27 protein-coding genes and 1 tRNA gene are annotated in these 25909 nt (G+C 41.0%); 18 read left to right on the top strand and 10 right to left on the bottom strand.

The window, feature by feature from the left end:
• Positions 1–3 precede the first annotated feature (3 nt).
• The 4 genes from murB (at position 4) to AAFF35_RS01000 (ending at position 2744) form a co-directional block, all read left to right on the top strand.
• Positions 4–1020: a UDP-N-acetylmuramate dehydrogenase gene (murB, locus tag AAFF35_RS00985; RefSeq protein ID WP_342330472.1), complete on the top strand. Its 1017-nt coding sequence runs from the start codon at positions 4–6 to the stop codon at positions 1018–1020.
• A 165-nt stretch (positions 1021–1185) separates the two neighbouring features.
• Complete coding sequence (locus tag AAFF35_RS00990) at positions 1186–1716, top strand: sigma-70 family RNA polymerase sigma factor (RefSeq protein WP_342330473.1); 531 nt, start codon at positions 1186–1188, stop codon at positions 1714–1716.
• 120 nt (positions 1717–1836) lie between these two features.
• Complete coding sequence (locus AAFF35_RS00995; RefSeq protein WP_342330474.1) at positions 1837–2508, top strand: lycopene cyclase domain-containing protein; 672 nt, start codon at positions 1837–1839, stop codon at positions 2506–2508.
• A complete protein-coding gene (locus AAFF35_RS01000) occupies positions 2508–2744 on the top strand; it encodes a cytochrome b5 domain-containing protein (RefSeq protein WP_124585221.1) in 237 nt (78 codons plus the stop codon). Before AAFF35_RS00995 ends, AAFF35_RS01000 begins: the two co-directional genes overlap by 1 nt.
• Positions 2745–2786: 42 nt before the next feature.
• On the opposite strand, the gene AAFF35_RS01005 is transcribed toward AAFF35_RS01000, so the two are convergent.
• A complete protein-coding gene (locus AAFF35_RS01005) occupies positions 2787–3707 on the bottom strand; it encodes a PfkB family carbohydrate kinase (protein ID WP_342330475.1) in 921 nt (306 codons plus the stop codon).
• 144 nt (positions 3708–3851) lie between these two features.
• Here AAFF35_RS01005 and AAFF35_RS01010 point away from each other — a divergent pair.
• The 5 genes from AAFF35_RS01010 to AAFF35_RS01030 all read left to right on the top strand — a co-directional run bounded on the left by AAFF35_RS01010 (position 3852) and on the right by AAFF35_RS01030 (position 7358).
• Positions 3852–3925: transfer RNA gene (locus AAFF35_RS01010), tRNA-Asn, on the top strand.
• 101 nt (positions 3926–4026) lie between these two features.
• Complete coding sequence (locus tag AAFF35_RS01015; protein WP_342330476.1) at positions 4027–5280, top strand: acetylxylan esterase; 1254 nt, start codon at positions 4027–4029, stop codon at positions 5278–5280.
• Positions 5281–5376: 96 nt separating this feature from the next.
• Entirely contained in the window at positions 5377–5922 is a 546-nt protein-coding gene (locus AAFF35_RS01020) for a 3'-5' exonuclease (RefSeq protein ID WP_342330477.1), read from the top strand.
• A 210-nt stretch (positions 5923–6132) separates the two neighbouring features.
• A complete protein-coding gene (locus AAFF35_RS01025) occupies positions 6133–7026 on the top strand; it encodes a DUF3078 domain-containing protein (protein WP_342330478.1) in 894 nt (297 codons plus the stop codon).
• Between the two features lie 2 nt (positions 7027–7028).
• Entirely contained in the window at positions 7029–7358 is a 330-nt protein-coding gene (locus AAFF35_RS01030) for a multidrug efflux SMR transporter (protein ID WP_342330479.1), read from the top strand.
• A 15-nt stretch (positions 7359–7373) separates the two neighbouring features.
• Here the strand turns inward: AAFF35_RS01030 and AAFF35_RS01035 are convergent, their stop codons facing one another.
• A complete protein-coding gene (locus AAFF35_RS01035) occupies positions 7374–8270 on the bottom strand; it encodes a LysR family transcriptional regulator (protein ID WP_342330480.1) in 897 nt (298 codons plus the stop codon).
• Positions 8271–8385: 115 nt separating this feature from the next.
• On the opposite strand from AAFF35_RS01035, the gene AAFF35_RS01040 reads away from it, so the two are divergent.
• The 5 genes from AAFF35_RS01040 (at position 8386) to AAFF35_RS01060 (ending at position 11912) form a co-directional block, all read left to right on the top strand.
• A complete protein-coding gene (locus tag AAFF35_RS01040; protein ID WP_342330481.1) occupies positions 8386–9000 on the top strand; it encodes an NAD(P)H-dependent oxidoreductase in 615 nt (204 codons plus the stop codon).
• Positions 9001–9017: 17 nt separating this feature from the next.
• Positions 9018–10007, top strand: a complete 990-nt coding sequence (locus tag AAFF35_RS01045; protein WP_342330482.1) for an aldo/keto reductase — start codon at positions 9018–9020, stop codon at positions 10005–10007.
• 169 nt (positions 10008–10176) lie between these two features.
• Positions 10177–11067, top strand: a complete 891-nt coding sequence (locus AAFF35_RS01050; RefSeq protein WP_342330483.1) for a pirin family protein — start codon at positions 10177–10179, stop codon at positions 11065–11067.
• Positions 11068–11076: 9 nt separating this feature from the next.
• The gene (locus AAFF35_RS01055) at positions 11077–11358 is read left to right on the top strand and encodes a GNAT family N-acetyltransferase (protein ID WP_342330484.1); all 282 of its coding nucleotides are present in this window, start codon (positions 11077–11079) and stop codon (positions 11356–11358) included.
• A 17-nt stretch (positions 11359–11375) separates the two neighbouring features.
• The gene (locus tag AAFF35_RS01060; RefSeq protein ID WP_342330485.1) at positions 11376–11912 is read left to right on the top strand and encodes an NAD(P)H-dependent oxidoreductase; all 537 of its coding nucleotides are present in this window, start codon (positions 11376–11378) and stop codon (positions 11910–11912) included.
• Between the two features lie 155 nt (positions 11913–12067).
• Here AAFF35_RS01060 and AAFF35_RS01065 read toward each other — a convergent pair whose 3' ends face one another.
• Positions 12068–13348, bottom strand: a complete 1281-nt coding sequence (locus AAFF35_RS01065) for an acetyl-CoA hydrolase/transferase C-terminal domain-containing protein (RefSeq protein ID WP_342330486.1) — start codon at positions 13346–13348, stop codon at positions 12068–12070.
• A 207-nt stretch (positions 13349–13555) separates the two neighbouring features.
• On the opposite strand from AAFF35_RS01065, the gene AAFF35_RS01070 reads away from it, so the two are divergent.
• Complete coding sequence (locus AAFF35_RS01070; RefSeq protein WP_342330487.1) at positions 13556–13927, top strand: DUF1801 domain-containing protein; 372 nt, start codon at positions 13556–13558, stop codon at positions 13925–13927.
• Here the strand turns inward: AAFF35_RS01070 and AAFF35_RS01075 are convergent.
• The 7 genes from AAFF35_RS01075 to AAFF35_RS01105 form a co-directional block, all read right to left on the bottom strand.
• Positions 13886–14749 (bottom strand): alpha/beta hydrolase, encoded by an 864-nt coding sequence (locus AAFF35_RS01075; RefSeq protein ID WP_342330488.1) that lies wholly within the window; start codon positions 14747–14749, stop codon positions 13886–13888. The genes AAFF35_RS01070 and AAFF35_RS01075 overlap by 42 nt on opposite strands.
• Positions 14750–14818: 69 nt before the next feature.
• Positions 14819–15709 (bottom strand): sterol desaturase family protein, encoded by an 891-nt coding sequence (locus AAFF35_RS01080; RefSeq protein WP_342330489.1) that lies wholly within the window; start codon positions 15707–15709, stop codon positions 14819–14821.
• Between the two features lie 2 nt (positions 15710–15711).
• Positions 15712–16554, bottom strand: coding sequence for a DUF4249 domain-containing protein (locus tag AAFF35_RS01085; RefSeq protein ID WP_342330490.1), 843 nt, complete (start codon positions 16552–16554; stop codon positions 15712–15714).
• Between the two features lie 22 nt (positions 16555–16576).
• Complete coding sequence (locus AAFF35_RS01090) at positions 16577–19222, bottom strand: TonB-dependent receptor (RefSeq protein WP_342330491.1); 2646 nt, start codon at positions 19220–19222, stop codon at positions 16577–16579.
• 112 nt (positions 19223–19334) lie between these two features.
• Positions 19335–20324: a FecR domain-containing protein gene (locus tag AAFF35_RS01095; protein WP_342330492.1), complete on the bottom strand. Its 990-nt coding sequence runs from the start codon at positions 20322–20324 to the stop codon at positions 19335–19337.
• 47 nt (positions 20325–20371) lie between these two features.
• Positions 20372–20980, bottom strand: a complete 609-nt coding sequence (locus tag AAFF35_RS01100) for an RNA polymerase sigma-70 factor (RefSeq protein ID WP_342330493.1) — start codon at positions 20978–20980, stop codon at positions 20372–20374.
• Between the two features lie 251 nt (positions 20981–21231).
• Positions 21232–22362 carry a metallophosphoesterase gene (locus AAFF35_RS01105; protein ID WP_342330494.1) on the bottom strand — a complete coding sequence of 377 codons (1131 nt, stop codon included), beginning with the start codon at positions 22360–22362 and terminating at the stop codon, positions 21232–21234.
• 196 nt (positions 22363–22558) lie between these two features.
• Between AAFF35_RS01105 and AAFF35_RS01110 the strand changes: the two genes are divergently transcribed.
• The 3 genes from AAFF35_RS01110 to AAFF35_RS01120 all read left to right on the top strand — a co-directional run bounded on the left by AAFF35_RS01110 (position 22559) and on the right by AAFF35_RS01120 (position 25892).
• On the top strand, positions 22559–23272 hold the full coding sequence (locus AAFF35_RS01110) for a YafY family protein (protein WP_342330495.1): 714 nt from the start codon (positions 22559–22561) through the stop codon (positions 23270–23272).
• 53 nt (positions 23273–23325) lie between these two features.
• Positions 23326–23784: a GyrI-like domain-containing protein gene (locus tag AAFF35_RS01115; protein ID WP_342330496.1), complete on the top strand. Its 459-nt coding sequence runs from the start codon at positions 23326–23328 to the stop codon at positions 23782–23784.
• 74 nt (positions 23785–23858) lie between these two features.
• Positions 23859–25892: a M13 family metallopeptidase gene (locus tag AAFF35_RS01120; RefSeq protein ID WP_342330497.1), complete on the top strand. Its 2034-nt coding sequence runs from the start codon at positions 23859–23861 to the stop codon at positions 25890–25892.
• Positions 25893–25909: the final 17 nt, after the last annotated feature.

Consider the following 25909-nt stretch of genomic DNA (forward strand, 5'->3'; position numbering starts at 1 on the left):
TCTATGACCATCTTCCAGGAAAATATCTCATTAAAACCTTATAACACCTTTAGCATACCTGTTAGCAGCCATTATTTTGCAGAAGTATCTAGTCCATCTGGATTAGAAGAACTGTTGAAGTCTGCATTGATTAAGGAGCAGCCGCTGTTGATTTTGGGAGGCGGAAGTAATCTTTTATTTACGAAAGACTTTGATGGTTTGGTGATAAAAATGAGTATCCCAGGGATTTCTGAGGAGATTCATGGGGATGAGGTCATCGTTACTGCCGGAGCAGGGGTGGTCTGGAATGACTTTGTAAACTATTGTGTACAAAAGGGTTTTGCCGGAGTAGAGAACCTGAGCCTGATCCCCGGGACGGTAGGAGCTTCCCCGATCCAGAATATCGGTGCATATGGCGTGGAGCTTAAAGATGTTTTTGAATCCTGTTCGGCTTATGAAATTGCGACGGGAAAACGCAGGACCTTTAATCATGAGGATTGTCGGTTTGATTATCGCGATAGCATTTTTAAAAATGAGCTGAAAGGCCAGTATATCATCACAGAGGTGAGTTTCAGGTTAAGCCGGGTAGCTAATATCAATACGCAATATGGCGCCATTCAGGAAGAATTGGTTAAGAGGGGAATTACCCATCCAACAATTGCTGATGTTTCTGCTGTGGTCTCCCATATCCGGGTAAGCAAGCTCCCTGATCCTTCTACAATCGGCAATGCCGGAAGCTTTTTTAAGAACCCTGTAATTGAGCAGGAAGCCTTCCAAAAGGTCTTTGAAAAATTTCCTGAACTGGTACATTATCCAGCTGGGAATGGTAAAGTTAAACTCGCAGCTGGCTGGTTAATAGAACAATGCGGGTTTAAAGGTAAGGTGGTTGGACAAACAGGAACCTGGAAAAATCAGGCCCTGGTGCTTGTCAACCATGGACAGGCAAGCGGACAGGAAGTGTATAGTTTTTCAGAAAATATAATAGATACGGTAGCGGCCAGATTTGGTGTTCGACTGGAAAGAGAAGTAAATATTCTGTGACATAGCCCTTATGGTCATTGTCAACCCTAAAAAACAATTTGTTAACATTGGGATTGATTTTTTGGTACATATGTTGTATAGCATTTGGTGTGTAAGATTAAACAAACGTTGAGCGCCACTCCTAAAAACGTTGTTTGCTTTTTTAACCTTAAAACTTAAAACATTATGACAAAAAATGAATTCAACCTCCAGTTAAATGACCATTCGGTTTCTTTGCAGTCATTCGCTTTAAATTTTACGAAAGACATTGAGGATGCAAACGACTTAGTTCAGGATACCATGTTAAAAGCGGTAACTTACTACAGTAAGTTTAAAGAAGGTACAAACCTTAAAGGATGGTTATTTACCATCATGAAAAACACCTTCATTAACAACTACAGACGTTTGGTGAAAACCAATGCATTAATTACCAAATCAGACGATATTTCTTCTGCCAATCTGCACTATAGTGCTGCAAAAAACACGAGCGACAGTAAGTTTATTATAGGCGATATCAATAAAGCGCTTGCCACGCTTCAGCCGGAATATTATATTCCTTTCATCAAATATTTTGAAGGATATAAATATCATGAGATTGCTGAAATGTTAGAAATTCCAATAGGTACGGTAAAGACGAGAATCCACGTTGCCCGCCAGATTCTTAAAAAATATCTGAAAACCTATTCTAAAGAAATTTTGGGTGCAGAGGTTGTTTAGTCCTCCCCATGGTATTTAAAAGCGCTTTAACCTGGATGTTAAAGCGCTTTTTTTATGGCATAAAAAATTCATTGGTAAACGCCGTCAAAATCATATTTTTGGGCTTAACTAATTAAATAAATGAATTTTACTTATCTGTTGCTGGCACTTGGCATCCTGGTTATCCCGATGGTTCTGCTATCTGTTAAAAAAACAAGTTTTAACCAAAGCATAAAGTTTGCCATTCCAGCGGTGCTGATTACCGGAATTGCCTTTTCGATATTTGCAACAGTACTGGTGATGGTGGGTGCCTGGAGTTTTCAACCTGCTTACCTGACTGGTGTATCATTATGGAAAATTCCTGTAGAAGAATTTTTGTTTTCTATGGTCATTTCTCTGGCAGGAATTGGCATCTATGTTACCTTAAATGCGTTCTTCCCCAGCAATGCTTTAGATAAGTTTAGCCTTTCTTTTAGCAATCTGCTGATGGGGATTTGTGTTGCCATGCTGATCTTTACTTATACCAAATGGTACAGTGCAATTTCATTTGGAGTACTGTTTGTCCTGATTTTTTACATTGAATACCTCAATAAACTGCGCTTCACCTATAAGTTTTACCGGGGATTTCTAGCAGTGTTGGTCCTTTTTTATATTGCTTATGGCGTTATTTCGACGTTGCCTGTGATTTCTTATACAGAGGTGATGAATTTAAAACTCGGTGCCATTCCTTTTGAAAGCCATTTTTACTTTATGGGAATGCTTTTGATGAGTGTTTACTTATTCGAGCTATTTAAAAGCAAGGCTAGAGCATAATGGATCTGCCGATTTATACCAAACAACAGCTGGCGCTTCGGAATGGGCAGGATAAGCCGCAGATCTGGGTTGCCTATCGTGGGATAATTTATGACGTTACAGAAAGTCGCCTATGGCGGAATGGTAAACATTATGAACACTGGGCAGGACAAGACCTTACTGAGGAGCTGCCTGACGCACCGCATACGGAAAATGTTTTTGAGAAGTTTATAGCGATAGGAAAGCTATTTAGTTAGACAAGGATTGCTTTTGCAAGCAGTCCCTGTCCAATTTATAATTTATGCTTCGATAGTAAAAGCACTTAGTTTTACGAATTCCTGAATGCGTTCCGCTACTTCTGCATCCGTTAGGTTAAGAATTTTTTCTGTTCCAAACTTCTCTACGCAGAAAGAAGCAAGGGCTGAGCCATAAATGATGGCATTCTTCATATTGTTGAAATTGACTGTTCCTACTTTCGCAAGATAACCAATAAAGCCTCCTGCAAAGGTATCACCTGCTCCTGTTGGATCAAACACTTCTGCCAATGGTAAAGCTGGTGCAGAGAATATTTTGTCTTCATGGAATAACAAAGCACCATGTTCTCCTTTTTTAATAATCAGGTATTTAGGTCCCATAGTCAGGATCTTCTTAGCGGCTTTAACCAAAGAATATTCTCCTGAAAGCTGGCGGGCTTCTTCATCATTGATGGTCAGTACGTCTACCAGTTTAAGGGTTTCCAAAAGGTCATCCATCATGATGTCCATCCAGAAATTCATGGTATCTAAAACAATCAGCTTTGGTCTGTTTTTTAAACGCTCAATTACGGTACGCTGTACGATAGGAGTAAGGTTTCCTAACATCAGGTACTCACAATCCTGATAATTTTCCGGGATGATGGGATCGAAATCAGCTAAAACATTTAATTCAGTTACCAAAGTATCCCTGCTGTTCATGTCATTGTGGTACTTTCCAGACCAAAAGAACGATTTCTCTCCTTCTTTTATCTGTAATCCTTCGGTATCAATTCCATGTTCATTGAATGTGTCAATGTCTGCTTTATGAAAATCATCACCAACAACAGCAACGATTTTTACTTTATTATAAAAGTAGGATGCAGCTAAACTTGCATAAGTAGCGGCTCCTCCGACTATCTTATCCGTTTTTCCGAAGGGAGTTTCAATAGCATCAAATGCCACAGTCCCTATGATTATCAAGCTCATAGATATCTTTTTAAAATTATTTTCAAATATTTCGCTGCAAATATTGCATAAATAAATTAAAACCCCTAATATTGCATTCCCAAAACGAACGAAACTTAATGTTGTTTAAGACTTCAAAAAGCCGTTTTTTTGGATAGCCAGTACTCCCGAGTAGCTCAGCTGGTTAGAGCATCTGACTGTTAATCAGAGGGTCACTGGTTCGAGCCCAGTCTCGGGAGCCCAATTAAAAGCCTTTCAGTGAAAACTGAGAGGCTTTTTTTGTTTCCGGAAAGATTTTTTATAATTATGTATTTCCCCTATAAATTACCAAATTACGGATATGGGAAACGGTAGTGTGGCTCATTTTTATATGAATTTGAGTGACATGCTAACTAAATATAATAAGACAATCATCATGCTGCTCTCTCTCTTTTGGGGATTACCAGATGCTAATGCTCAAATAAAAGGTACAATTTGGGATACAGAAGGAATTTATAAGGTACCAGCCTATAAAGTCCTAAGTACAGATTCTGCGATTGGAATTGTATATCAGGGATTAGCTTATAAGGGCCGTCCTAAAAATGTATTCGCCTACTACGCCAGCCCGGGGACACTAGCCGGAGATCGTTCTAAGGATAAGAATTTGCCAGCGGTGATATTGGTTCATGGTGGCGGAGGGACTGCATTCAAGGCCTGGGCGTTATTGTGGGCTAAAAAAGGGTATGCAGCTATCGCGATGGATTTAAGAGGTAATGATGCGACCAAAAAACATATATCAGGCGGATTTGATGAACCGGCTGGCTTGACTCCTTATTATTCAATTACTTCGGATTTAAGTGAACAATGGATGTATCAGGCGGTAGCAGATGTAATTCTGGCACACAATCTAATCAGAAGTTTTAAGGAGGTGGACAGTAATAGAACGGCGCTGAACGGAATCAGTTGGGGCGGTATTATCAGTTGTTCTCTTGCTGGTATAGACGATCGGTATAAGGCCGTAGTACCTGTATATGGATGTGGCTATTTGTTCGAAAACAGCGCGATGAAGCAAAATATCGATCAACTGAAGGATCCTAGCAGAGCAATCTGGATTAAGCAATATGATCCCTCTCAGTATGTGGGCAAAGCGAAAATGCCAGTATTGTTTATCAATGGGACTAATGACGGACATTTTTTTCTGGATAGCTACGAGAAAACCTATCGCATGGTAAATGATAGAAATCTTTCGGTTAAAATTGGCCTCAGGCATAATCATAGTTATGGCTGGGGAAATGAGGAAATCTATTCTTTCATCAATAGTTATTTGAATGGGACGACTCCTTTACCAAAATTAGAGGCCGTGGAAATTAAAAAGACTTCAATAAGAGCGAAAATTAAGTCTGTAGTGCCTATTGATAAAGCCTATCTCAATTATACAACGGATACAACCACAGCGTTAAAAGACAAAAAATGGGAGCGTAAGGATCTGAAGATAAAAGGGGATCAGATTTGTTTATCGACACTTCCTGAAGGGGTTAAGATTTGGTATTTGTCTATAGTTGATGACAGAGGGCTGCAAGTGTCGGGGGAGTTGCATTGGGGTGGTATCAATTAAGATACTAAGCCTAAAGAATGAATCTTATTCAATGATCTGCAAACCTTCAGATTTGAATAGGGAATTAAATGAAAATGAAGTGTAAATTTTTAAAGAATGGCAAATAAATTAGATAAAATAGTCATCGTAGATATAGAAGCAACCTGCTGGAATACTGGACAACCGAAAGGAATGGAAAGTGACATTATTGAGGTTGGCGTATGTCTCCTGGATATTCGCACTGGCGAGATTTCCGAAAACAGAGGGATACTGGTAAAGCCAGAGCGGTCTGAGATCAGTCTTTTCTGTACTGAATTGACCACAATTACGCCACAAATGATCGAAGAGGAAGGGATCGCGTTTAAAGAAGCTTGTCGGATTTTGCAGGATGAGTACTTATCGCAAGGCCGGCCCTGGGCAAGTTTTGGCGCATATGATCAGAAGCAATTTCAGAAACAATGTACCGCCATGAATATCGGGTATCCTTTTGGCCCTTCCCATATCAATGTAAAGACCTTATTTGCATTAAAAAAGAAGCTGAGCCATGAAAAGGGAATGTCAGCTGCATTGAGTCTGCTCAAGATTCCCCTCGAAGGAACACACCACCGTGGTGTTGATGATGCAAATAATATTGCCAAAATACTGAACTGGATTTTAAAGTAAGGGATGGAAAAAATCTAAACCTATACAAAGGAAATCCCTATTTTCACACGTCGCAGAGGTTATGTGAAGAACTTTCTGGATTCCTTTTAGACCTTTTGATAGTGCTTTTGATGAAGATAGAAAGATTGGACTTTTCTTGTTGAGATAATAAATTTGTAATTTCACGACATTACCTATCTATTCTACACTTCATCTATCAATGATTTATCTATGAAAAAAACAGCACTACTTTTGATCATCTCCTTTTTTAGCCTGATCGGCTATGCCCAGGAACCCGTTGCCCTGGACACCACAAAAAGATGGACCATCCATGGAGAAAATACCTTTTTAATCAACCAAAGTTCCTTTTCGAACTGGTCTGCAGGCGGTGTAAATGCCTTTGCCGGAAACCTGCTTTTTAATTACGATTTCAATTATAAAAAAGATAAATGGAGTTGGGATAATAAAGCGATAGTCGGTTTCGGATTGAGCAAACAGGAAGATGTAGGCGTCCGTAAGAATGATGATAAAATCATTCTGAACAGTTTAGTCGGATATAAAGCCGCTAAATACTGGCTATATACCTTCTATGCTAATTTCCAGACCCAGTTTGCGAATGGTTATTCTTACAAAGCGGACGGTACAAGAACATTGATTTCAACAGCTTTCGCACCAGCATATCTTACTTTTGGGCCTGGTTTTGCTTATAAACGTTCTGATAATTTTAGGGTCAATATCTCTCCTGCAGCTTCCAGGATTGTAATTGTCTCCGATAAAAGGCTGAACAGTCAGCCAGGTGGTGCTTTTGGCGTTAAGCAGGGAAAAACAACTGATTTCCAATTTGGAGCCTCATTAGATGCTTATTACAAAGTAAACCTGATGGAAAACATCAGCTTTGAGAATATCCTGAAACTATATGCCAACTACCTTGACAAACCACAAAATGTAGTTACCGATTATACGGGCAATCTGTTTATGAAAGTAAATAAGTTTGTAACTGTAAATGCCGGCGTACAATTAATCTATGATGATAAAACTGAAATTCTTAGAAAGGATGGCATCAATAAAGGCCCGGCTTTACAAGTGAAACAGATTTTTGGCGCCGGACTGACTTATAAATTCTAAATATGAAATTTATCTATTTATTTGTAGCGATTACTGCCGAAGTAATCGCTACAAGTGCTTTAAAGGCGTCGGAACAGTTTTCTAAACTGATTCCTTCCCTTATTGTGATTGCGGGTTATATGATTGCCTTTTATTTTCTCAGCCTCACTTTGAGAACGATGCAGGTCGGTATTGCCTATGCATTGTGGTCGGGTGTAGGTATTGTATTGGTTTCTGCTGCCGGATATTTTTTATACCATCAAAAGCTGGATTTACCTGCAATTCTGGGAATTTCACTGATCATTCTTGGCGTGATCGTGATCAATGTGTTTTCTAAATCTGCGTCACATTAGGTGCCGACTAAGCACCTAAACCATTTCTTTGATAAAGATTTCTTCAATCATTTTGATCTCTGTAGCGTAAATGGTTTTTTTGCGGGTGGAAAAATAGAGGGTGTTCTCAATGACGTCATTTCCTTCCCAGATCACCTTAATGTTGCCGCTCTCGATTTCTTTTCTGCATAAAAAATCAGGAATGATGGCCACTCCGTTTTGTTCGCTGATACAACGTACGATAGAGCTCAGGTTGGGCACAATATAGTTTGGCTTGAAGTCTGGGCGCTTATTGAAGTTGAGGTGCCAGAATCGCCTTAAATGCTCCATGTCTGCGGTGGTGCCATACCAGGTCTGTTTTTTAAGCCAGGCATGGACCTCTTGCATATTTCCTTCTTTGAGGAGCTCGTCAAAACCGGCAGTTGGTGTGGCCGACCCGCCCACCAGTACGATTTTCTCTTTGGAGAAAGGAAGGTAATTGATGTTATTGGAATCCCCTTTCTGAGGGGTGATGATCAAATCAAGAATGCCATTGTCGAGGTCGCTCAGCATTTCCGGATATTCTCCAAATTTGATGATGACATTAAAGGGAAGCTTCGGCAGGTAGGATTCCAAAGTAAATTGAAAGGTCTCAAAACACATTCCGATACTGATGGTAGGAGTATCTTTTTCTGTACTCTTATGAAAATGATGTTCCGCTGCTTCCAGTTTGGTTACTGCATCGAGTACATAATTGTAAAGTACTTTGCCGCGTTCAGTGGAAACCATTCTTCTGGAAGTGCGGTCAAATAGCTTATAACCTACATAAGCTTCCAAAGAATTCAAATGCAGACTGACCCCGGGTTGGGAGATGTACAATATTTCAGCTGCTCCGGTTAGGGTCCCGGTTTCGTAAATCGCTTTAAATGTTCTAAACCATTCTAGATTAACCATGATCTTATGTATTATAATTATGATACAAAGGTATGATTTAAGTTATTTTAATTATACATGATCTTGCCATAATTTTGTAGTCACAATACAAATGATAAAAGAGAAAATAAAGAACATGAAAATATTCATCATCAACGGCGGACAGGTTTTTGGTCATTCAGGCGGTCGTTTCAATGCAACAATAACCGCGGAAACCATTGCTTTCTTTGAAAGCCAGCCAGGGTTTGAAGTCAGAACAACCAGTGTAAATGACGATTATAACCCAATAGAAGAAGTAGAAAAATATACCTGGGCAGATGTCGTAATTTATCATACACCGATCTGGTGGTTCCAGGTACCACATGGCCTTAAAAAATACATTGATGTGGTGTTTACCGCAGGACACAATAAAGGCATCTATAAAAGTGATGGGCGTTCTTCGGAGAATCCAGCTCTCAATTATGGTACAGGAGGAATGCTCCATGGGAAAAAATATATGTTGACCACTTCCTGGAATGCGCCTAAAGAAGCGTTTACCCTACCTGGTGAGTTTTTTAATGAAAAGAGTGTAGATGAAGGACCTTTATTCGGATTTCATCGCATGAATGCATTTACAGGGATGAAACCCTTATCAGGAATACATTTCCATGATGTCGAAAAGAACGCGGATCTCGAAACCGATTTAACACGTTACAGAGCACATTTGGAGCAAACCTTTGTGGCTCAGTTATTAGAAGAAAATAGCTTATAAATATTGAAAATAAAGAAATGGAATATAGAAAATTAGGTAAATCAGAACTGGAATTGTCGGCGATCACTTATGGCGCATTTGCGATTGGTGGTACAATGTGGGGAGGAAACGAGAAACAAAATTCAATAGCTGCGATTCATGCCTCTTTAGATCATGGAGTAAGTACCATTGATACTGCACCCTTTTATGGCTTTGGTTTAAGTGAGGAGTTGATTGGCGAAGCAATCAAAGGGAAAGACAGAAGTAAAATTCAGATCCTGAATAAATTTGGACTGGTATGGGACCAGAGCAATCAAGGGAAAGGAGAACATTTCTTTGATGCGGAAGAGAATGGAAAGATCTTACCGATTTACAAGTATGCTGCAAAGGCCAATGTGATCAAAGAGCTGGAGGAAAGTTTAAAACGTCTGGGTACGGATTATATTGACCTGTTGCAATTGCACTGGCCGGATGCCAGCACACCGATTGATGAAACTATGGAAGCTTTGGAATTGCTGATTCAGCAAGGTAAGATCAGAGCAGCAGGGGTGAGCAATTATAATCTTGATCAAATGAAAACTGCAAATGAAAGCATCGCCCTTTCTTCCAATCAGCTTGCTTATAGCATGCTCAACAGGGGGATTGCAGATGATGTCATTCCCTATGCAATAGCGCATGACATTTCTATCATTGCTTACAGTCCATTGGAAAGAGGTCTGCTGACCGGAAAGTATTTTAAAGATGCGACGTTAAAAACGAATGATCACAGGAATGGTTATTTTGGTCAGTTTGATGCGGAAAAAGTGAAAAGCTTTTTAGCAGCCATTCAGCCTGTCGCTGATGCGAAAAATGTTTCTTTATCTCAGTTGGTTTTACGCTGGACCACCCTTCAGCCAGGAATCACTATCGTCTTGGCCGGAGCCAGAGATGCAAGCCAGGCCATTGATAATGCCAAAGCAATGGACATCACTTTTAAAAGAGATGAAATTGATTATATCAATGAACAGTTAAATAAGGTCAGCTTTTAAGCAGATCAATGTACAACAGGCGCCCGGTTTCTTTTTTTGAGGCCGGGCGCTTTGTTTTTAAGGCAAAGTCTGCTTTCTGCTTCATAAGGCGAACATTTAATCTTAACTTAGGTTTTAAAATCAGGCTTTACCAACAGAAGCAATGGTGGGATATAAAATCTAAATCAGCATGTCAAATATTAAATTGATTATTGAAGAAAGGCCAAGTAATATTGGCAATTTCATGGTAGGCCGACTTTTACCATTCCGGGAGAAGCGAATGGTGGGCCCTTTTTCATTTATTGATCATATGGGCCCGATTTGTTTAAGTGACCATGAGAATTTGGATGTTCCACCTCATCCACACATCGGTCTTTCTACGCTTACCTACCTTTTTGAAGGAAGCATTATGCATAAAGACGGCCTTGGAACCGAGGTGGAAATAAAACCGGGACAAGTAAACTGGATGACTGCGGGAAGTGGAATTGTTCATTCTGAACGGACGCCTTCCTACCTTAGAGATTCTGATAAAATGCTTCACGGACTTCAGATCTGGGTAGCATTGCCTGCCGCACTGGAAAAAATGGCGCCCGAATTCTACCATGCAGGAGAGGAAGATATTCCCTCATGGGAGGAGAATGGAATCGCTTTTAAACTGATTGCAGGTGAAGCTTTCGGAAGAAAATCTCCGGTTCCGGTATATAGTCCACTTTATTTCCTGGAATTGAAAACAACCAACCGGCAAACGGTGACCATCGGTGCTGATTTGTTCGGAGAGAGTGCTTTGTACATCCTGGAAGGAGCAATTGAAAGCGAAGGTTATACTTATGAGCCGAAGCAGATCCTGGTGGCTAAAGACACTAAACTTTGCGAGTTCGTGATGCAGGAAAATACGACCGTTTATATTTTTGGAGGAGAACCTTTTCCTGAAGAACGGATCATTTACTGGAATTTTGTGGCCTCAACAAGAGAAAGGATTGAAGAAGCGAAGACCATGTGGCTGGAACAATCTTTTGCGAGCGTGCCGGGAGAGACTGACTTTGTTCCCCTTCCGGAGCAGGGAAAAAACATTAAAAATTAAATTATATCTATGAATATCGAACAGGTTAATGAGGAGAAAAAAGGCTGGTTTAAGGCTGTAGAAGATGGTAAGGAAGCTGGACTGATGACCTATGTCTGGGCGGGTCCCGGAAAAATCATTATCGACCATACGGAAGTAGACCCGGGGTTTGCAGGTAAAGGGGTGGGGAAGGCATTGGTATTGGAAGCCGTTCGTTATGCCAGGGAAAATAAAGTGAAAATCCTTCCTTTATGTCCTTTTGCCAAAAGTGTCTTTGATAAGAATGCAGATTTGCAGGATGTCCTTTTCTAATTAAAATAAAGAAACCGATGAAAATTTTAGCTTTTGCAGGAAGTAACAGCAGTAGATCAATCAATAGAAAATTAGTCATTCATACGCTGTCCTATTTTGAAGAAGAAAAGATCACTCTTTTAGATCTGAATGATTTTGAAATGCCACTTTTTTCCGTAGATAGAGAACGTAATGATGGTTATCCTCATAAGGCTCATCAGTTGCTGGAACTTATTGCGGCATGTGATCTGATGATCGTATCACTGGCAGAACATAACAACAGCTATACGACCGCTTTTAAAAATGTAATGGACTGGTGCTCCCGCATCAATGGAAAGTTTTTTCAGAATAAACCAATGTTGCTGATGAGTACTTCTCCGGGAGGCTTTGGTGGCGGGAATGTCATGAATTCGGCGAAAGCCTACTTCCCGAAATGTAGTGCGAATATTCTCGACACTTTTTCTCTTCCTTCTTTTAATCAGAATTTTGAAGAAAATGAAGGAATCATTCATCCGGAGTTGAAAGCGGATTTTATGAGCAAGATAAAGGCAGTTAGGGAAGGACTAAAAAAATAAGCCGGAAGAGTCCCCCCCCGGCCTATCCTTATTAATCTCCCCTAAATAACTATATTTATGTATAGCTTAAGCCAAATGTATTTCTTTATATGAAGCAAAAAAATACCTAATATTAGGTATTTTTTTGCTTCATATTGAATGGGAACTGCTTGGTTTTAAGCGTTAAAACGATCATGAAATGCCCGTTCCAGCGCTTCCCGATGCGTTGGATGCGCAAGACTGATCAATGCCATTGCCCTTTGTTTTAAACTCTTGCCAAACAGGTTCACCTTACCATATTCGGTAACCACCCAGTGCACATGGCCCCTTGTCGTCACCACTCCGGCTCCTTCTTTCAAAAAAGGTACGATCCTGGAAATTCCTTTCGAGGTAATGGATGGGAGTGCAATGATGGGTTTTCCACCCTCGGAGAGAGAAGCGCCATGAATGAAATCCATTTGTCCGCCAATTCCAGAATATTGATACGTGCCCATAGAGTCTGCACATACCTGACCTGTTAAATCCAGTTCAATGGCCGAATTGATGGCCGTAACCTTTGGATTTTGACGGATGACACTGGTGTCGTTGGCATAGGAGATATCCATGACCCTGATGCTGGGGTTATCATCCACAAAATCGTATAACTTTTTTGTTCCGATCATAAAGGAAGTAATGGATTTACCCCGGTTGATTTTTTTAAGGCTGTTGTTGATCACTCCATTTTGTATCAATGGGATCACGCCATCGGAAAGCATCTCTGTATGTAGGCCAAGATTCTTATGACCGGTTAGGTTTTTCAATACCTGATCAGGGATTCCGCCAATTCCCAATTGTAAGGTGGCGCCATCTTCCACAAGGGAAGCGATATTCGCTCCGATAGTTACCATGGCATCACTTGTTTTCGCGCCATAGTCTACTTCTGGCAATTCTTCTTCATGCCAGACCATCGACTGGAACTTACTGATGTGTACAAAGCCATCACCATGTGTTCTGGGTACTTTAGGGTTTACCTGGGCAATGATGTGCTTTGAGGTGTCTACAGCTGCTCTGGCGATGTCAACAGAGGTGCCCAGGGAACAATAGCCATGAACATCTGGTTCCGATACCTGGATTAAAGCCACATCGATAGGAAGGAAGCCTTCCTTAAACAATTTGGGAATCTGACTCAGAAAAACAGGAACATAATCACCATAAGGGCTGTTGACTACTGACCTGGTATTGGCAGAAACAAACAGGGAGTTAAAGAAAAAGCTTTCCCGGTAAGGGGCAGCGTTGAAATCAATGTCACCTAGGGTGGTAATACTGGTGATTTCCACTTTTTTTAAATCTGCATGTCTTGCCTGCAGGGCTTTCACTAAATGAACGGGAGTGGCGGCACTGCCATGAATAAAGACACGGTCGCCGGATTTTATAGCTTGTACTGCTTGCGCTGCAGTAATGTAGGTAGGAGAATTCATTTGTTTAAAGGGCTTTATTGGAAATTAATCAAATGTTTATTTGGCTTAAGATAGTTATATTTTGAGTTGAACCGGGTACAACGGGTATTCAAATCTGAGCGTAAATTTCCCGATAATTATCAGTTAGATAGGTGATAATGATCACTTTTGCCCCTGATTGTCATCAGGGAAAAGAAGGATTTTTAGTAATTTTACCGTTTAGTAAAGATGGAGATGAAAAGCAAGGCGGCAACTGTAGATGAATACTTTTTAGAGATCCCTGAAAAAAAGGTGGCTGTGCCGGCGATGGTAAGGACGTTGTGTAAAGAAATGTTAATCGGATATGAGGAACATATGGCCTATGGAATGCCTGCATATTCCAGAAATGGTCTTGTAGTGCTGGCCTTCGCCATTCAGAAAAATCAGATCAGTTTTTATCAGCTAAAGCAGGAAGCTCTCAAGACAAATGTTGCGTTATCGCAGGGAATGGAGCCGGGGAAGCCGGTGATTCACTTTGACCGTTTGGAAGAAATTGATTTTGAATTAATCAGGAGGCTGCTAATGGATATTTTTAATGATGAACAGGTCCATTTCGTTTAGCACCCTGGGATCGGTTAACAATTTCGAATGACTGGTTTCTTTGTATGCAGAAGCTGAGGTTTCCGGATGGTCTTTTAGAAATGCTTCGATATAACTGCTTGGAGAAATGAGGTCATTCGAGTCGTATATCAACAGATGTTTCAATTGATCTGAAAAGTCATAGATCTTATTCAATATAAAATACTCGGTTTTCTGCTCAAATAGCCGCTCAAAATCAGCAAAGAACCTTTCCTGTGCTTCGCTGGAGGTATTTACAGCCTCCATAGAGGCAATAAAGTTTTCTTTTAGATTTACCATTGGTGCAATGCTGATCAGTAACTGTGGATATGCGTTGCTTTGCTGTAAGGCTAAAGCATTGGCCATACCACCCAGAGAATGACCGATCATGACCTGCGGTGTGCCTGCATGAATAAAGAGTTGTTTGATGGATTCTGCATAGAGGAAAAGGTTGCTGATTTCTCCTTCAGAACTTCCATTCCCGGGTGCATCGAAAGACCAGATTTCGAAATCCTTGTTTGCCCGCAGCATAGTAATCATTTCGCTGAAGTCACACCCTTTAGAGCCCCATCCATGGCTAAGTAGTATTTTAACAGGTCCATTCCCCCATTTAAAGCAATTGATGTTTAAATCCGACTGGCTAAAATACTGATCATGTATCTTTAAAGAGGTGATTTCTGCTTCTTCCAGTAATTTTTGCTGATGGAGGCGGGGCGGCATTTTTGGCGAATAACAGATCAGCTGCCAGAGCAGTGCTTGTAACTGATCAGGATCTTCGCCAGATAAGTTTTTGATGTCGGCTATGATCTTCCTCAGTTTTTTCATGATTTTGTATTTATCTGCTCTTGATGTTCAAAATTGCGCAATAAAATGGGAAGATTATTCAGCTTGGGGTCAGGATTGATCAATTAGCTCCTTTTGCAGGCTCCTGGATGTTTTACTTTCGCCATTGTGGCTCCATCCCGGAGGATAAAACAGGTATTTTATCTTGTTTTTCCAGCCTGGTGCTTTTTTTACATCGTCAGAAAGCGCAATCAACTCATGGAAAATGATGTTTACAGCTCCTGGTTCCGGCTGACTGGTCAATCCATATTTGATTTCTTCTCCGGGAATTTCTTCCTGAAAAGTACCAAATATTCTATCCCATAAAATCAATACCATGCCCATATTTTTATCCAGATAGCGGACATTGCTCGCATGATGAACCCGGTGATGGGAAGGGGTGACCAAAATATACTCAATAATAGGGTGCAGTTTACCGATCGCCTGAGTATGTACTAAATTTCCATAAATCTGGGTGATCAGGTAAGCAAAGAGGATATCGAAGGCATTAAAACCCATCAATGCCAATGGCAGGTAAAAGAATACCCGGTATAATGGCTCAAAAACGGTAGAACGGAAACCTGTGGTCAGGTTAAAATATTCTGAGGAATGGTGTGTAACGTGCATTGCCCAAAACAGACGCACGTAATGTCCGGTGGCATGAAGCACCCAATAGAGAAAGTCCTGTGCCAGAATCAATACGGTCCAATAAAGGAAAGCATTAGAGATTTCAAAAAAGCGGTACTCGTGATAAAAGTAATCGAGTAAGAAAAAGGTACCGGTTTTCATGGTCAGGTTGATCACAAAGGCGGCGGTCATCAGGTAAACATTGGTCCAGGTATCACGCCCATGATAAACTTTTTTATCATGGGCATAACTGAAGTACATTTCTACTAAAGTAAGTAGAATAACAAATCCAAAGAGGGAAACTATGCTCAGGTTTTTGTCTAATAATTCATTCATTTTTACGGAATCACTAAAGTTCTTTTTTGAACGGTGTGAGCACTAAAAAAACCAAGAGCGCCACCGCTTATATTACTTATCGGGTTGGCTGGTGATGCTCCATTATCAGAGCCTTCAGCGTTTTCCAGACTGTGGAGGTAAAGATAAGCAGAAGCATCAATACTGTGCATTTCTATCCCTAATTTGTCTCCTTTTTTAAAATCCCTTGACAAATCATCTGTCTCATTCTGAAAAGTTATGCCCGAATTTACTTCCTGTCCAGGTGTAAATTCATCGTTCGATACCATAAAATTTCGTTGTTTTTTGTCGTTAACGAATTGTTTAAACCAATAGAAATTGACATGTTCCAGTGGATCTTTATATTTTACATAAGCAAGTGTCCGTTTTTTGCCAAAGTCAGAAGGTTTCATATAGAAATCATCAAATGGTACATTTTCCGGCATAGTACTGGAAGCTGTAAACGTTTTTCCATCTACATTAACCGTCATCAAATAGGTTTGGCCTGGAGTGCCATTAATGGTATTGGTTTTGTAAACGCCAGGACTAGCTTCGGGAAGTGTCACAATGATGCCATTGTTTTCAATTTTGACAATTGCTCCGCTAATTCCGATAAACTGGTTGTCGTCTTTAAAGTTTTTTGTTTTACTCAGCAAGACCGAACAAACACCAGGCTCATTGGTGATCGTTCCCTCGATCACATACTTTTCTTCATTTTCGGTACGATCTAATTCTATCACTTTCTCACAAGACCAAAACAAGGTGGAGAAGAGTGTCAAAAGCAATAATTTCGATATATTTTTCATGTTAATTACTGTTTGCAAGCGGTAAGCGGATGATGTTTTCATCTGTATATTTTGAAGGATAGATTTAAAATTTGAAATCATAGGAAACTGAAGGAACAAATTTGAATAATGTAGTTTTTACCGCTTCAGTTTTAGTAGGATCATTTTCTTTTTCCCTGAAATCGATTCTATAAGCATTTGCTCTTCCATAGGCATTAAATAAACTAAAGTTGAGCTCTGAAGAGAATTTTTTTGTCTTTTTCAGGGTACGTGTGGCACCCAGATCTAACCTGTGGTATGCCGGCATTCGTTCTGCATTCCGGTTGGAGTAATAATAATAGCTTTCTCCCAATAAGTTGTATTTTGCATTAGGATAGGTCACCGCATTTCCGGTAGAGAAGACCCAGTTCGCAGAAACCGACCATTTTTTACTGAGTTGATACATGGTGACAATGGATATGTCATGGGTTCTGTCCTGTCTGGTATTGTACCATTCGTTATTATTGATTCCATCAACCTGTCTTTCGGATTTAGAAAGGGTATAAGCGATCCATCCGGTTAATTTTCCGGTTTTCTTTTTGATCAGCCACTCTACTCCGTAAGCACGTCCTTTACCAAAAAGTAATTGGGTTTCTATAGGCTTGTTCGTATATATATCAGCTCCGTTGCGGTAGTCTACCTGGTTCTTAAGGTCTTTGTAATAAGCTTCAATGGTTAGATCGTAATTATTTTGACCCAAATTTTTATAATAGCCTAATGATACCTGGTCGCTCGTTTCCGGTTTGATGATATTTGTACTCGCTACCCACCTGTCTGTAGGCATAGACGCATTTGAGTTGGAAATTAAGTGGAGGTTTTGTGCATTCCTAACATAAGAAGCCTTAAGTGCTGTCGACTCGTTGAGCTGAAGTGCTGCGGCAAGTCTGGGTTCCAGGTTGAAATATGTTTTTACAATTTCCCCCTTTTTATAGCTGGTTTGACCTGTAACTGCACCTTCCTCATTGATGTTATAATATTCGCCTTTTCCAAGGATACTAAAGGCCGATAAACGCAGGCCATAGGTCAGGCTAAATGCATCACTCACCTTCCAGGTGTTGCTGGCATATATGGCGTTTTCCAGTGAATACCTGTTTTGGAGGTCTTGTGAAACCATTCCTGAATTTCCTGAAGCTCTGACTTCTCCGGGTTTAATGGTATGATAGATTGCATTCAGTCCAAAACTCAAGGTATTTTTATCGTTTACGTACCATTGCATATCCTGTTTGAAATTCCAGTCTTTAATTTGTGAAAATAAAGAAAGAGAACTTTCGTCCTGATCTACTTTGATCTTATAATCGTAGTTGCTAAAGATTAAAGAGGTATTGGAGAAAAATTTACTGCTGAAGATATGGTTCCAGCGAACCGTAGAAGTGATGTTTCCCCAATCTATTCCGGCCAGTTTATCTGCACCCAGTACATCACGGCCTAAATAAGCCGAGACGAATAAACGGTCTTTATCTCCCAGAATGTAATTTGCTTTGGCATTAACATCATAAAAATAGAGCTTTGAGTTTTTTACTATGGAATCTGAGGCCAGTTTTAGAAAAGCATCTAAGTAAGTTCTTCTCGCAGAGATCAGAAACGAAGATTTTTCTTTTTGTATCGGCCCCTCTACATTGATCCGGGCAGCAATCAGACCTACGCCTCCGCTGACGCCAAATTTTTGATTATTCCCATCATTCATTCTTACATCCATTACAGAGGATAGCCCCCCTCCATATTGTGCGGGCATCCCACTTTTATAGAGCGTTACATTTTTAATGGCATCTGAATTAAAAGTAGAGAAGAAGCCAAGCAGGTGAGAAGCGTTGTAAACAGGTGCCTCATCCAGAAGAATCATGTTCTGGTCTGCACTTCCTCCTCTTACAAATAGGCCCCCGGTACCATCTCCGGAAGCTTTAACCCCTGGCAGGAGTTGCAATGTTTTAATGACATCCCGTTCGCCAAGCACAACGGGGATATTTTTTGTTTCGGCGATATTTAAGCGCTCCATGCCCATCTGTGGGTTGTCCAGGTTTCTTTTTGCTGTTGTGGCGCTAATCGTTACCGTCTCCAGCTCATTTGCATCATCATCTAAAGCGATGTTCAAGGTCATTGACTTATTCAGTTCTATAGGTTTTCTAAGGGTTTTGGACCCTATTGCACTGACCTCCATGATGTATTTTCCATTCGGAACTGAAAGAGAATAAAAACCATATTCATTACTCATCGTGGCCAGTTTCGTTCCACTTAGTCTGATGGTTGCAGCAATCAGTGTCTCTCCTGTTTTAGAAGAAGATATTGTACCACCTATTGTGTGCTTTTCTTGGCTTGTTGCCGGATTCGCCGCCGGGTCGGCCGTAGACTTTTTTACTTTTTCAGCATCATACCGGATATAAATTTCGTTGTCTAACTCGGAAAATTTAAAAGGTTGATTGGAAAGGGCAATAGTTAAGATCTCATTCAGGCTCTTGTTTTGGGCCTGAACATTAATCCTGACTTTACTGTTGGCAACTTGTTCATTAAAGGTGAATTTGATACCACTGGCCGTGCTGATCTTATCCAATGCTGTTTTTAAGGGCTCGTCTTTAAGACTAATACTGATTTTTTTCTCCAGAGGTGCCTGGGCATAAGACCTGGCCTGGACAAATACTAAAATGAGTAACAAGATGGCGATAAACGCCAGGAACCTTTTAGGTTCGTATTTTTTCATAACTTTATGTTTAAATATTGATTTTTTTGCTGCCCTATAGTTCTCAAGGCTCGGGCATTTATTAAATTGATTTAGATACTTGTCCGGGATTCTAGCTGTAGAACCCGGACATTTATTTTAGGATTACATACTGTCCTCCGTCTTTTTTCCAATTGGCTTCCATTACTGTGCATAATTTATTTAGTGTCTGTGTGCTGGATTTTGTCATGTCCAGGTTTCCGTAAAACAGGCTTTTGTTCAAGTCAGGGCTTAACTGAATCTTAATCTGATATTGGAGTTCGAGGTCTTTTACAACTTCTGCCAATGCCGTTCCTTTATAATCAAAATGGCCTAAACGTCTGTTTAAGTAATCGCTTGCATTTGGAAAATTAGCTTTGCTGATTTTTCCTTCCGCCTTGTTAATGGTAACCTGCTGATTGGCAACAATGGTTTCCTCCGTTATGCCATTTTCCTTTTGCAGGGCAACAGCAACCTTTCCGGTAACGAGTGTTACGCTGATATCCGGAGTTTGCGAATAGGCAGAAATGTTAAAGCTTGTTCCCAATACCCTGGTACTTACCTGTCCGCTTTGGATAATGAAAGGATGGTTGGCATCCTGCGCTACTTCAAAAAATGCTTCTCCTTCCAGAGCGATCATCCGACTGTTCCCTACAAATTTTTCCGGGTATTTCAAGGTGCTGTTGGGGCTAAGCCATACCTTGGTGCCGTCCGAAAGCTCCAGTTGCTTCCGTTGTGCCTGGGCGCTGAAGCTTTGCAGCTGATGAGCCGGACTGATGGCATCCCAAACGGTTGATCTGAAAAAGAAAAGCCCTGTACATATGAGCAGGATTGCTGCGGCTGCGGCAACAGGCCGAAAGCCGTAGCGAATCCTGCGGGTTGGGGAAAGTTGAATCTCTTTTGCTTCTTTAGGCAGGAAATCAGGAATAAGACCTGTTTCGGGAACACGCTGGGTTTGATCCCAACTCGCAGACATCAGTTCAAGAATGGTTTCATCATCCTCGTTATTGTCTATCAGCACAAAAAAGCGTTGCAGCTCTTCTGCTGTACACTGATTTGTCAAATACAATTGATATAGCCGTTTTAGTTCTTCTTTTTCTTCCATGGTTTGACCCTTTCCTATCTACAATACAATTGTAAGGAAGAGAGGGACTAGTTGGAATGAAAATAATTTGAGGAAACGATGATGAATCCGATAATGCCGCCATTCTTACGCACATATTCGCGGACGAATTTGCTGGCCTCTACCATATGATTTTTTACCGTATTCTTAGAGATCTCCAGTTTTGATGCAATTTCCTCATGGCTGAGCTCTTCTGTACGGCTCATCTGATAGATCAGTTTCTTCTGTGCCGGAAGCAGTGCGATCGCATCCAGGTAGATTTTTCTGAGTTCCTTTTCCAGGAGCTGATCTTCGGTACGGTTGGCACTGATCTCCACCTGTTGAAAGACTTCTTCTTGCAAGGATTTGTCGCGGGCTACCTTCTTGAGGTGGTTTAAGACATGGTTGATCGTGATCTTTTTGATATAAGCATTAAAGGAAAGGTCTGTATTGATCTGAATCCTTTTCTGCCAGATCCGAATAAACACCTCCTGAACAATTTCTTCAGCCGTATCAGTTGATTTGCTGAGCTGATAGGCATAAGTATGTACTTTTTTGCGGTACTGATTGTATATTTTTACGAACGCAAGCTCATCACCTTCTCTGAGTTTAATCAGTAGGTCCTTATCTTCGAGCTGTTCCGTTTGATGTACCTGCATTGTTATAATCGCCAATGTTAAATAAATTTTTCAAGAAAAGGAGGTATAACTTAGGATTCGGACATTCAGCTTATAAAGGCCTTCTGTTTGACAAGCCTTGAAACTAATTGTTACATAAAGACGATCATGGTTTGGTTAGAGAAATAGAGTTGTTATTCGTCTTCGTTTCTAAGGAGATAAGATAAATAAACCAACAAAGCCTTCCAAGTTGACTTGAAAGGCTTTGTTAAAGGAGGATTTTTATTGGAGTGTTATCTCCCGGTAAGGTCAACGGTAAAACTGTCGAACAAGGTAGCGTCCTGATCACTGTTTTTCCTGTCTTTTCCGGGAAGGGTATAATATTCTCCTTTGATGGCAAAGCTGAAGGGCGTTTTTTCAATGGCCACTTTCAGGAAGCCATGCCTGTTATCGCAGTAATTCTCCAGTTCTACCTGGTCAAACAATTCGCTTTCTGCATAATAGCTGGGCTCATAAGGATCTGCCAGGCCATGAAGCTCGTCGAAGCCTCCGGCACCAGCTACGATAAAGGGCACTGTTTTACCATCACTATAATGTTTGCTGAACCGTTGATAATTATGTACGTGGCCACTGAAGATGATGTCTGGTTTAACACCTGCTTCTTCAAAAGCAGATTCCAGAAATTCGATCATAGGCTGACTCGAGCCGTGGTTTACATCTGCAGAATAGGGGGCATGGTGCATGCAAACGATAATTGCTTTATCCGCGCTGTATTTCGCTGCTTCTTTAAGCTCTTTGATGAACCAGCTTCTTTGTTCTTTTTGAATGCAACCGTATTTAGGCACATTGGTATGAAGACCAATGATCGTTGCCAAAGGGGCTTGCATCGTCCAGTATACATTTGGCTGAACCTGGCTTTTTCGCTTTAACCCCGTTCCGAAATGGATGGTGGCCGGGCAGGTATTGCAGAATGCAGCATAAAAAGCTTCCAGGCTTTCGTAATGTTCCCTGCAATTTGGGTTTACATCGGTATCATGGTTTCCGGCAATAGCGTATATCGGACCCGGGTAGGTTTCATAAGGTTGCAGGAATTGCGATTCATACTGATCTGCTTCTCCGTAATGGTACACAATGTCTCCCAGGTGATATAGAAAGGAAGGACGTTCTTCCGGGCATATGGCATTTAAATATTGTTGCGCCATCTGTCCGGCGACTTGCTTCTGTAGTTCTGGTTGTTTAAAACCACCGGTATCACCCACCATATGGAATACCATGGCCTGAGGTTTTTCCGAAGCAAATTCCTCTTCCAGTTTCAGGCGGAATGGATAACTTCCTGATGGCAATGGCAGTGGCTGAAAAGTATGACTGTCATCAATCTGACCTGTTTTAAAAACCGCTTTATAAAGAATTTTCGTGCTGATCATAGTCGTAGATTTATGGTTTGTCATGAAGTTAAGGGATCCATATTAACGTATGATTAAGTGTCAAATATTTAACAGAAGTTTAAAATAATCCTAACATGACCGGAGGTGTTGAGCCTGCTTTTGTCTGGTTAAAATGAGGGCGATAACCGGGATTCCAGAATTCAGATATAGCATGTATCTTTGGAGAAAAAATGTAATGGACGGTACTGAAACTCCGAGATTATCCCGGCTAACGGCCATACTGACACAGCTTCAAAGCAAGCGGCTCACGAATGCAACAGACCTTGCGAAGAAGTTTCAGGTGAGCATCCGGACCATTTACCGGGACATCCGGGCGCTGGAGGAAGCAGGAATTCCCGTGTTTACCGAAGAAGGTAAAGGCTATTCATTGGTGGAAGGCTACCGGCTTCCTCCGGTAAGCTTTACGGAAAGTCAGGCGAATGCGCTGATTACCGCAGAACAACTGGTGCTCAGGAACAAGGATGCTTCCTTTGTACGGGAATATAGTGATGCCATTACTAAAATCAAGGCGATATTACTGCACAAAACAAAAGATAAAGCGGATCTGCTGTCTAAGCGGATTGCCATTAGAAATAATCCGGAGAACAACAGTACCAGCAATAATATGTCGGCGATTCAGCTGGCATTGACGAATTTCAACTTACTGAAAATTGATTACCATGCGGAACAGGCGGCGCGTACCCAAAGAACAATAGAGCCTTTTGCCATTTATAGCACTCAGGAAAACTGGATACTGATTGCTTTCTGCAGATTGCGACAGGAATACAGGGCTTTTCGGCTGGATAGAATTGAAAAGCTGGAGATTATGGAAGCACATTTTGAACCCCATAAAATGACCCTTCCTGAATATTTTGCTTATTGTTTGGCAAAATCCAGACCCCTGACATAGGGCTGTCAGCAGCGGCTTTAATTTTGCTTCCTAAATCAATAGAAAAAAACAAAATGGAAAAAGAAACACTTAAGCCATTCTTCGTGATTGGAATTTCTGTAAGAACAAGCAATGAAAACGGACAGGCTGCAATTGATATTCCCGCACTTTGGAATCGGTTCAGATCGGAAAATATCGGAGCAAAACTCAGCAATAAAACAGGTGATGAAGTATACAGCATCTATACTGATTATGAGGGAGATTATACTCGGCCTTACACCACGATCCTCGGATATGCGGTAGAAAATCTGGAACATATCCCTGAAGGAATGCGTGGGTTGGCGATTGAAGGCGGCGCTTATGAAAAACATCCCCTGAAAGGGAATTTATTACAGGGCCTGGTGTACAATGCCTGGGTAGACATCTGGAATTCAGGAATTTCCCGCGCCTATACTGCCGATTTTGAGGTTTATGGGGCTGCTGCGCAAAATCCAGAGGATGCAGCGGTAGACATTTTTATCGCAACGCGGTAAATTGACCGTCATTTGGTTCCATTCCATATCTTTTGTTAAATTTGAATCATACCTAAATATTTTTTATGATAAAAATGAAAAAATCGATTGGAATTCCTATGGTAGCAGGTTCCATGTTATTTCTCGCTGCTTGCAGTAACTCTGGTACAAATCAAGAGCTGCACTCGGGAATCATCCTTAAAAATATGGATACTACAGCCTCTCCGGGAAATAATTTTACGGAGTACGTGAATGGTACCTGGATGAAAAACACGAAGATCCCTTCAGATAAAGCTTCCTATGGCGTAGGTGCTATCGTTAACGATAAGGCTCAGGAAGATGTCAAGGCAATTATCGAGAATGCGGCTAAAGGCAGCGCTACCGAAGGTTCTGATGAACAGAAGATCGGCGATTTCTATGAATCTTATATGAACATGAAGGTGCGTGATTCTATCGGATTGGCGCCAATGGCTGCAGAATTTAAAAAGATTGATGCGATTGCTTCGGCAAAAGACCTTTCTGCTTACTTTGCTTACGCCAATAAGATCGGAAATATCATTCCTTTTAATGTGGGGGTGATTGAAGATTTTAAAGATCCTAAGAAATATATGCTGTATACCTGGCAAGGTGGATTAGGGCTTCCTGAACGTGAATATTATTCATTGACAGATGCCAAATCTAAAGAGATCCGTGCCAAATATCAGGTTCATATTGAGCGCATGCTGACCCTTGGTGGCATAGCCGATGCGAAAGCGAAAGCTGCTCAGATCATGGCACTGGAAACACTGATTGCTTCCAGGCACATGAAGAAAGAAGAAACCAGGAATATGGCTGGCTTATATAATAAATATGCCATCAAAGACCTGGGTAAACTGATGCCGGATTTTGACTGGACGACCTTGCTTTCTGAAGCAGGCGTTAAAAACCAGGATAGTTTGGTCGTAACTCAGGTTGCTTACACCAAGGAGTTGAATGGAATTCTGAAAAATACACCTTTGGATACCTGGAAAACCTACCTGAAATGGAGCGCTTTAACCGGAGCCTCAGGAGCACTGAATACCGCTGTAGATCAGGAGAACTTTGATTTTTATTCTAAAACCCTTTATGGTGTGAAAGAACAAAAACCTCAATGGCGCAGGGCAGTAGACGTGGTGAACGGCAGTTTGGGTGAGATGGTTGGTAAGCTATATGTGGAGAAACATTTTCCACCTGCAGCAAAAGAACGCATGCTTAAACTGGTAGATAACCTGTTGAAAGCTTACGAATCAAGTATTAAAGAACTGGACTGGATGAGCCCGGAGACGAAAAAGCAAGCATTGGAGAAAATCAGTAAGTTCACCCCTAAAATCGGATATCCTGATAAATGGAGAGATTATTCTGCTTTAAAAGTGGTTAAACATGACCTTTATGGAAATGAGAAACGTGCTGCGGAGTTTGAGTATAACCGTACATTGAATAAGTTGGGTAAACCTGTTGACCGTACAGAGTGGGGAATGACACCTCAGACGGTGAATGCGTATTACAATCCGACAATGAATGAGATTGTGTTCCCTGCAGCGATTTTACAACCTCCTTTCTTTGATATGAATGCAGAAGATGCGGTAAATTATGGAGGAATAGGGGCGGTAATTGGTCATGAGGTTGGTCATGGTTTTGACGATCAGGGTAGCACCTTTGATGGTGATGGCGTAATGCGCAACTGGTGGACTGCAAAAGACAATTCAGAATTTAAGAAAAGAACAAATGCTTTAGTCGCGCAATACAGTGCATTTAAAGTGTTTCCAGACCTGAATGTAAATGGCGAATTTACACTTGGCGAGAACATCGGTGACCTTGGTGGATTGAGCATTGCCTTAAAAGCCTACAAAGCGAGTCTGAATGGTAAAGCAGCACCAGTGATGGATGGTTTTACCGGTGAGCAACGTGTGTTTATCGGCTGGGGACAGGTATGGTCAAATAAATCCAATGCAGAAGCATTGAGAAATCAGGTTGGGACAGACCCTCATTCTCCTGCACAGTTCAGGGTGAACGGCGTAGTGAGAAACATTCCTGAATTCTATACCGCTTTCAAAGTGAAAACGACAGATTCTTTATATCTGGCACCAGAGAAAAGAGTTAAAATCTGGTAACATCATCCAGATTTAAA

It is taken from the genome of Pedobacter sp. FW305-3-2-15-E-R2A2 (assembly GCF_038446955.1).
GTDB lineage: Bacteria > Bacteroidota > Bacteroidia > Sphingobacteriales > Sphingobacteriaceae > Pedobacter.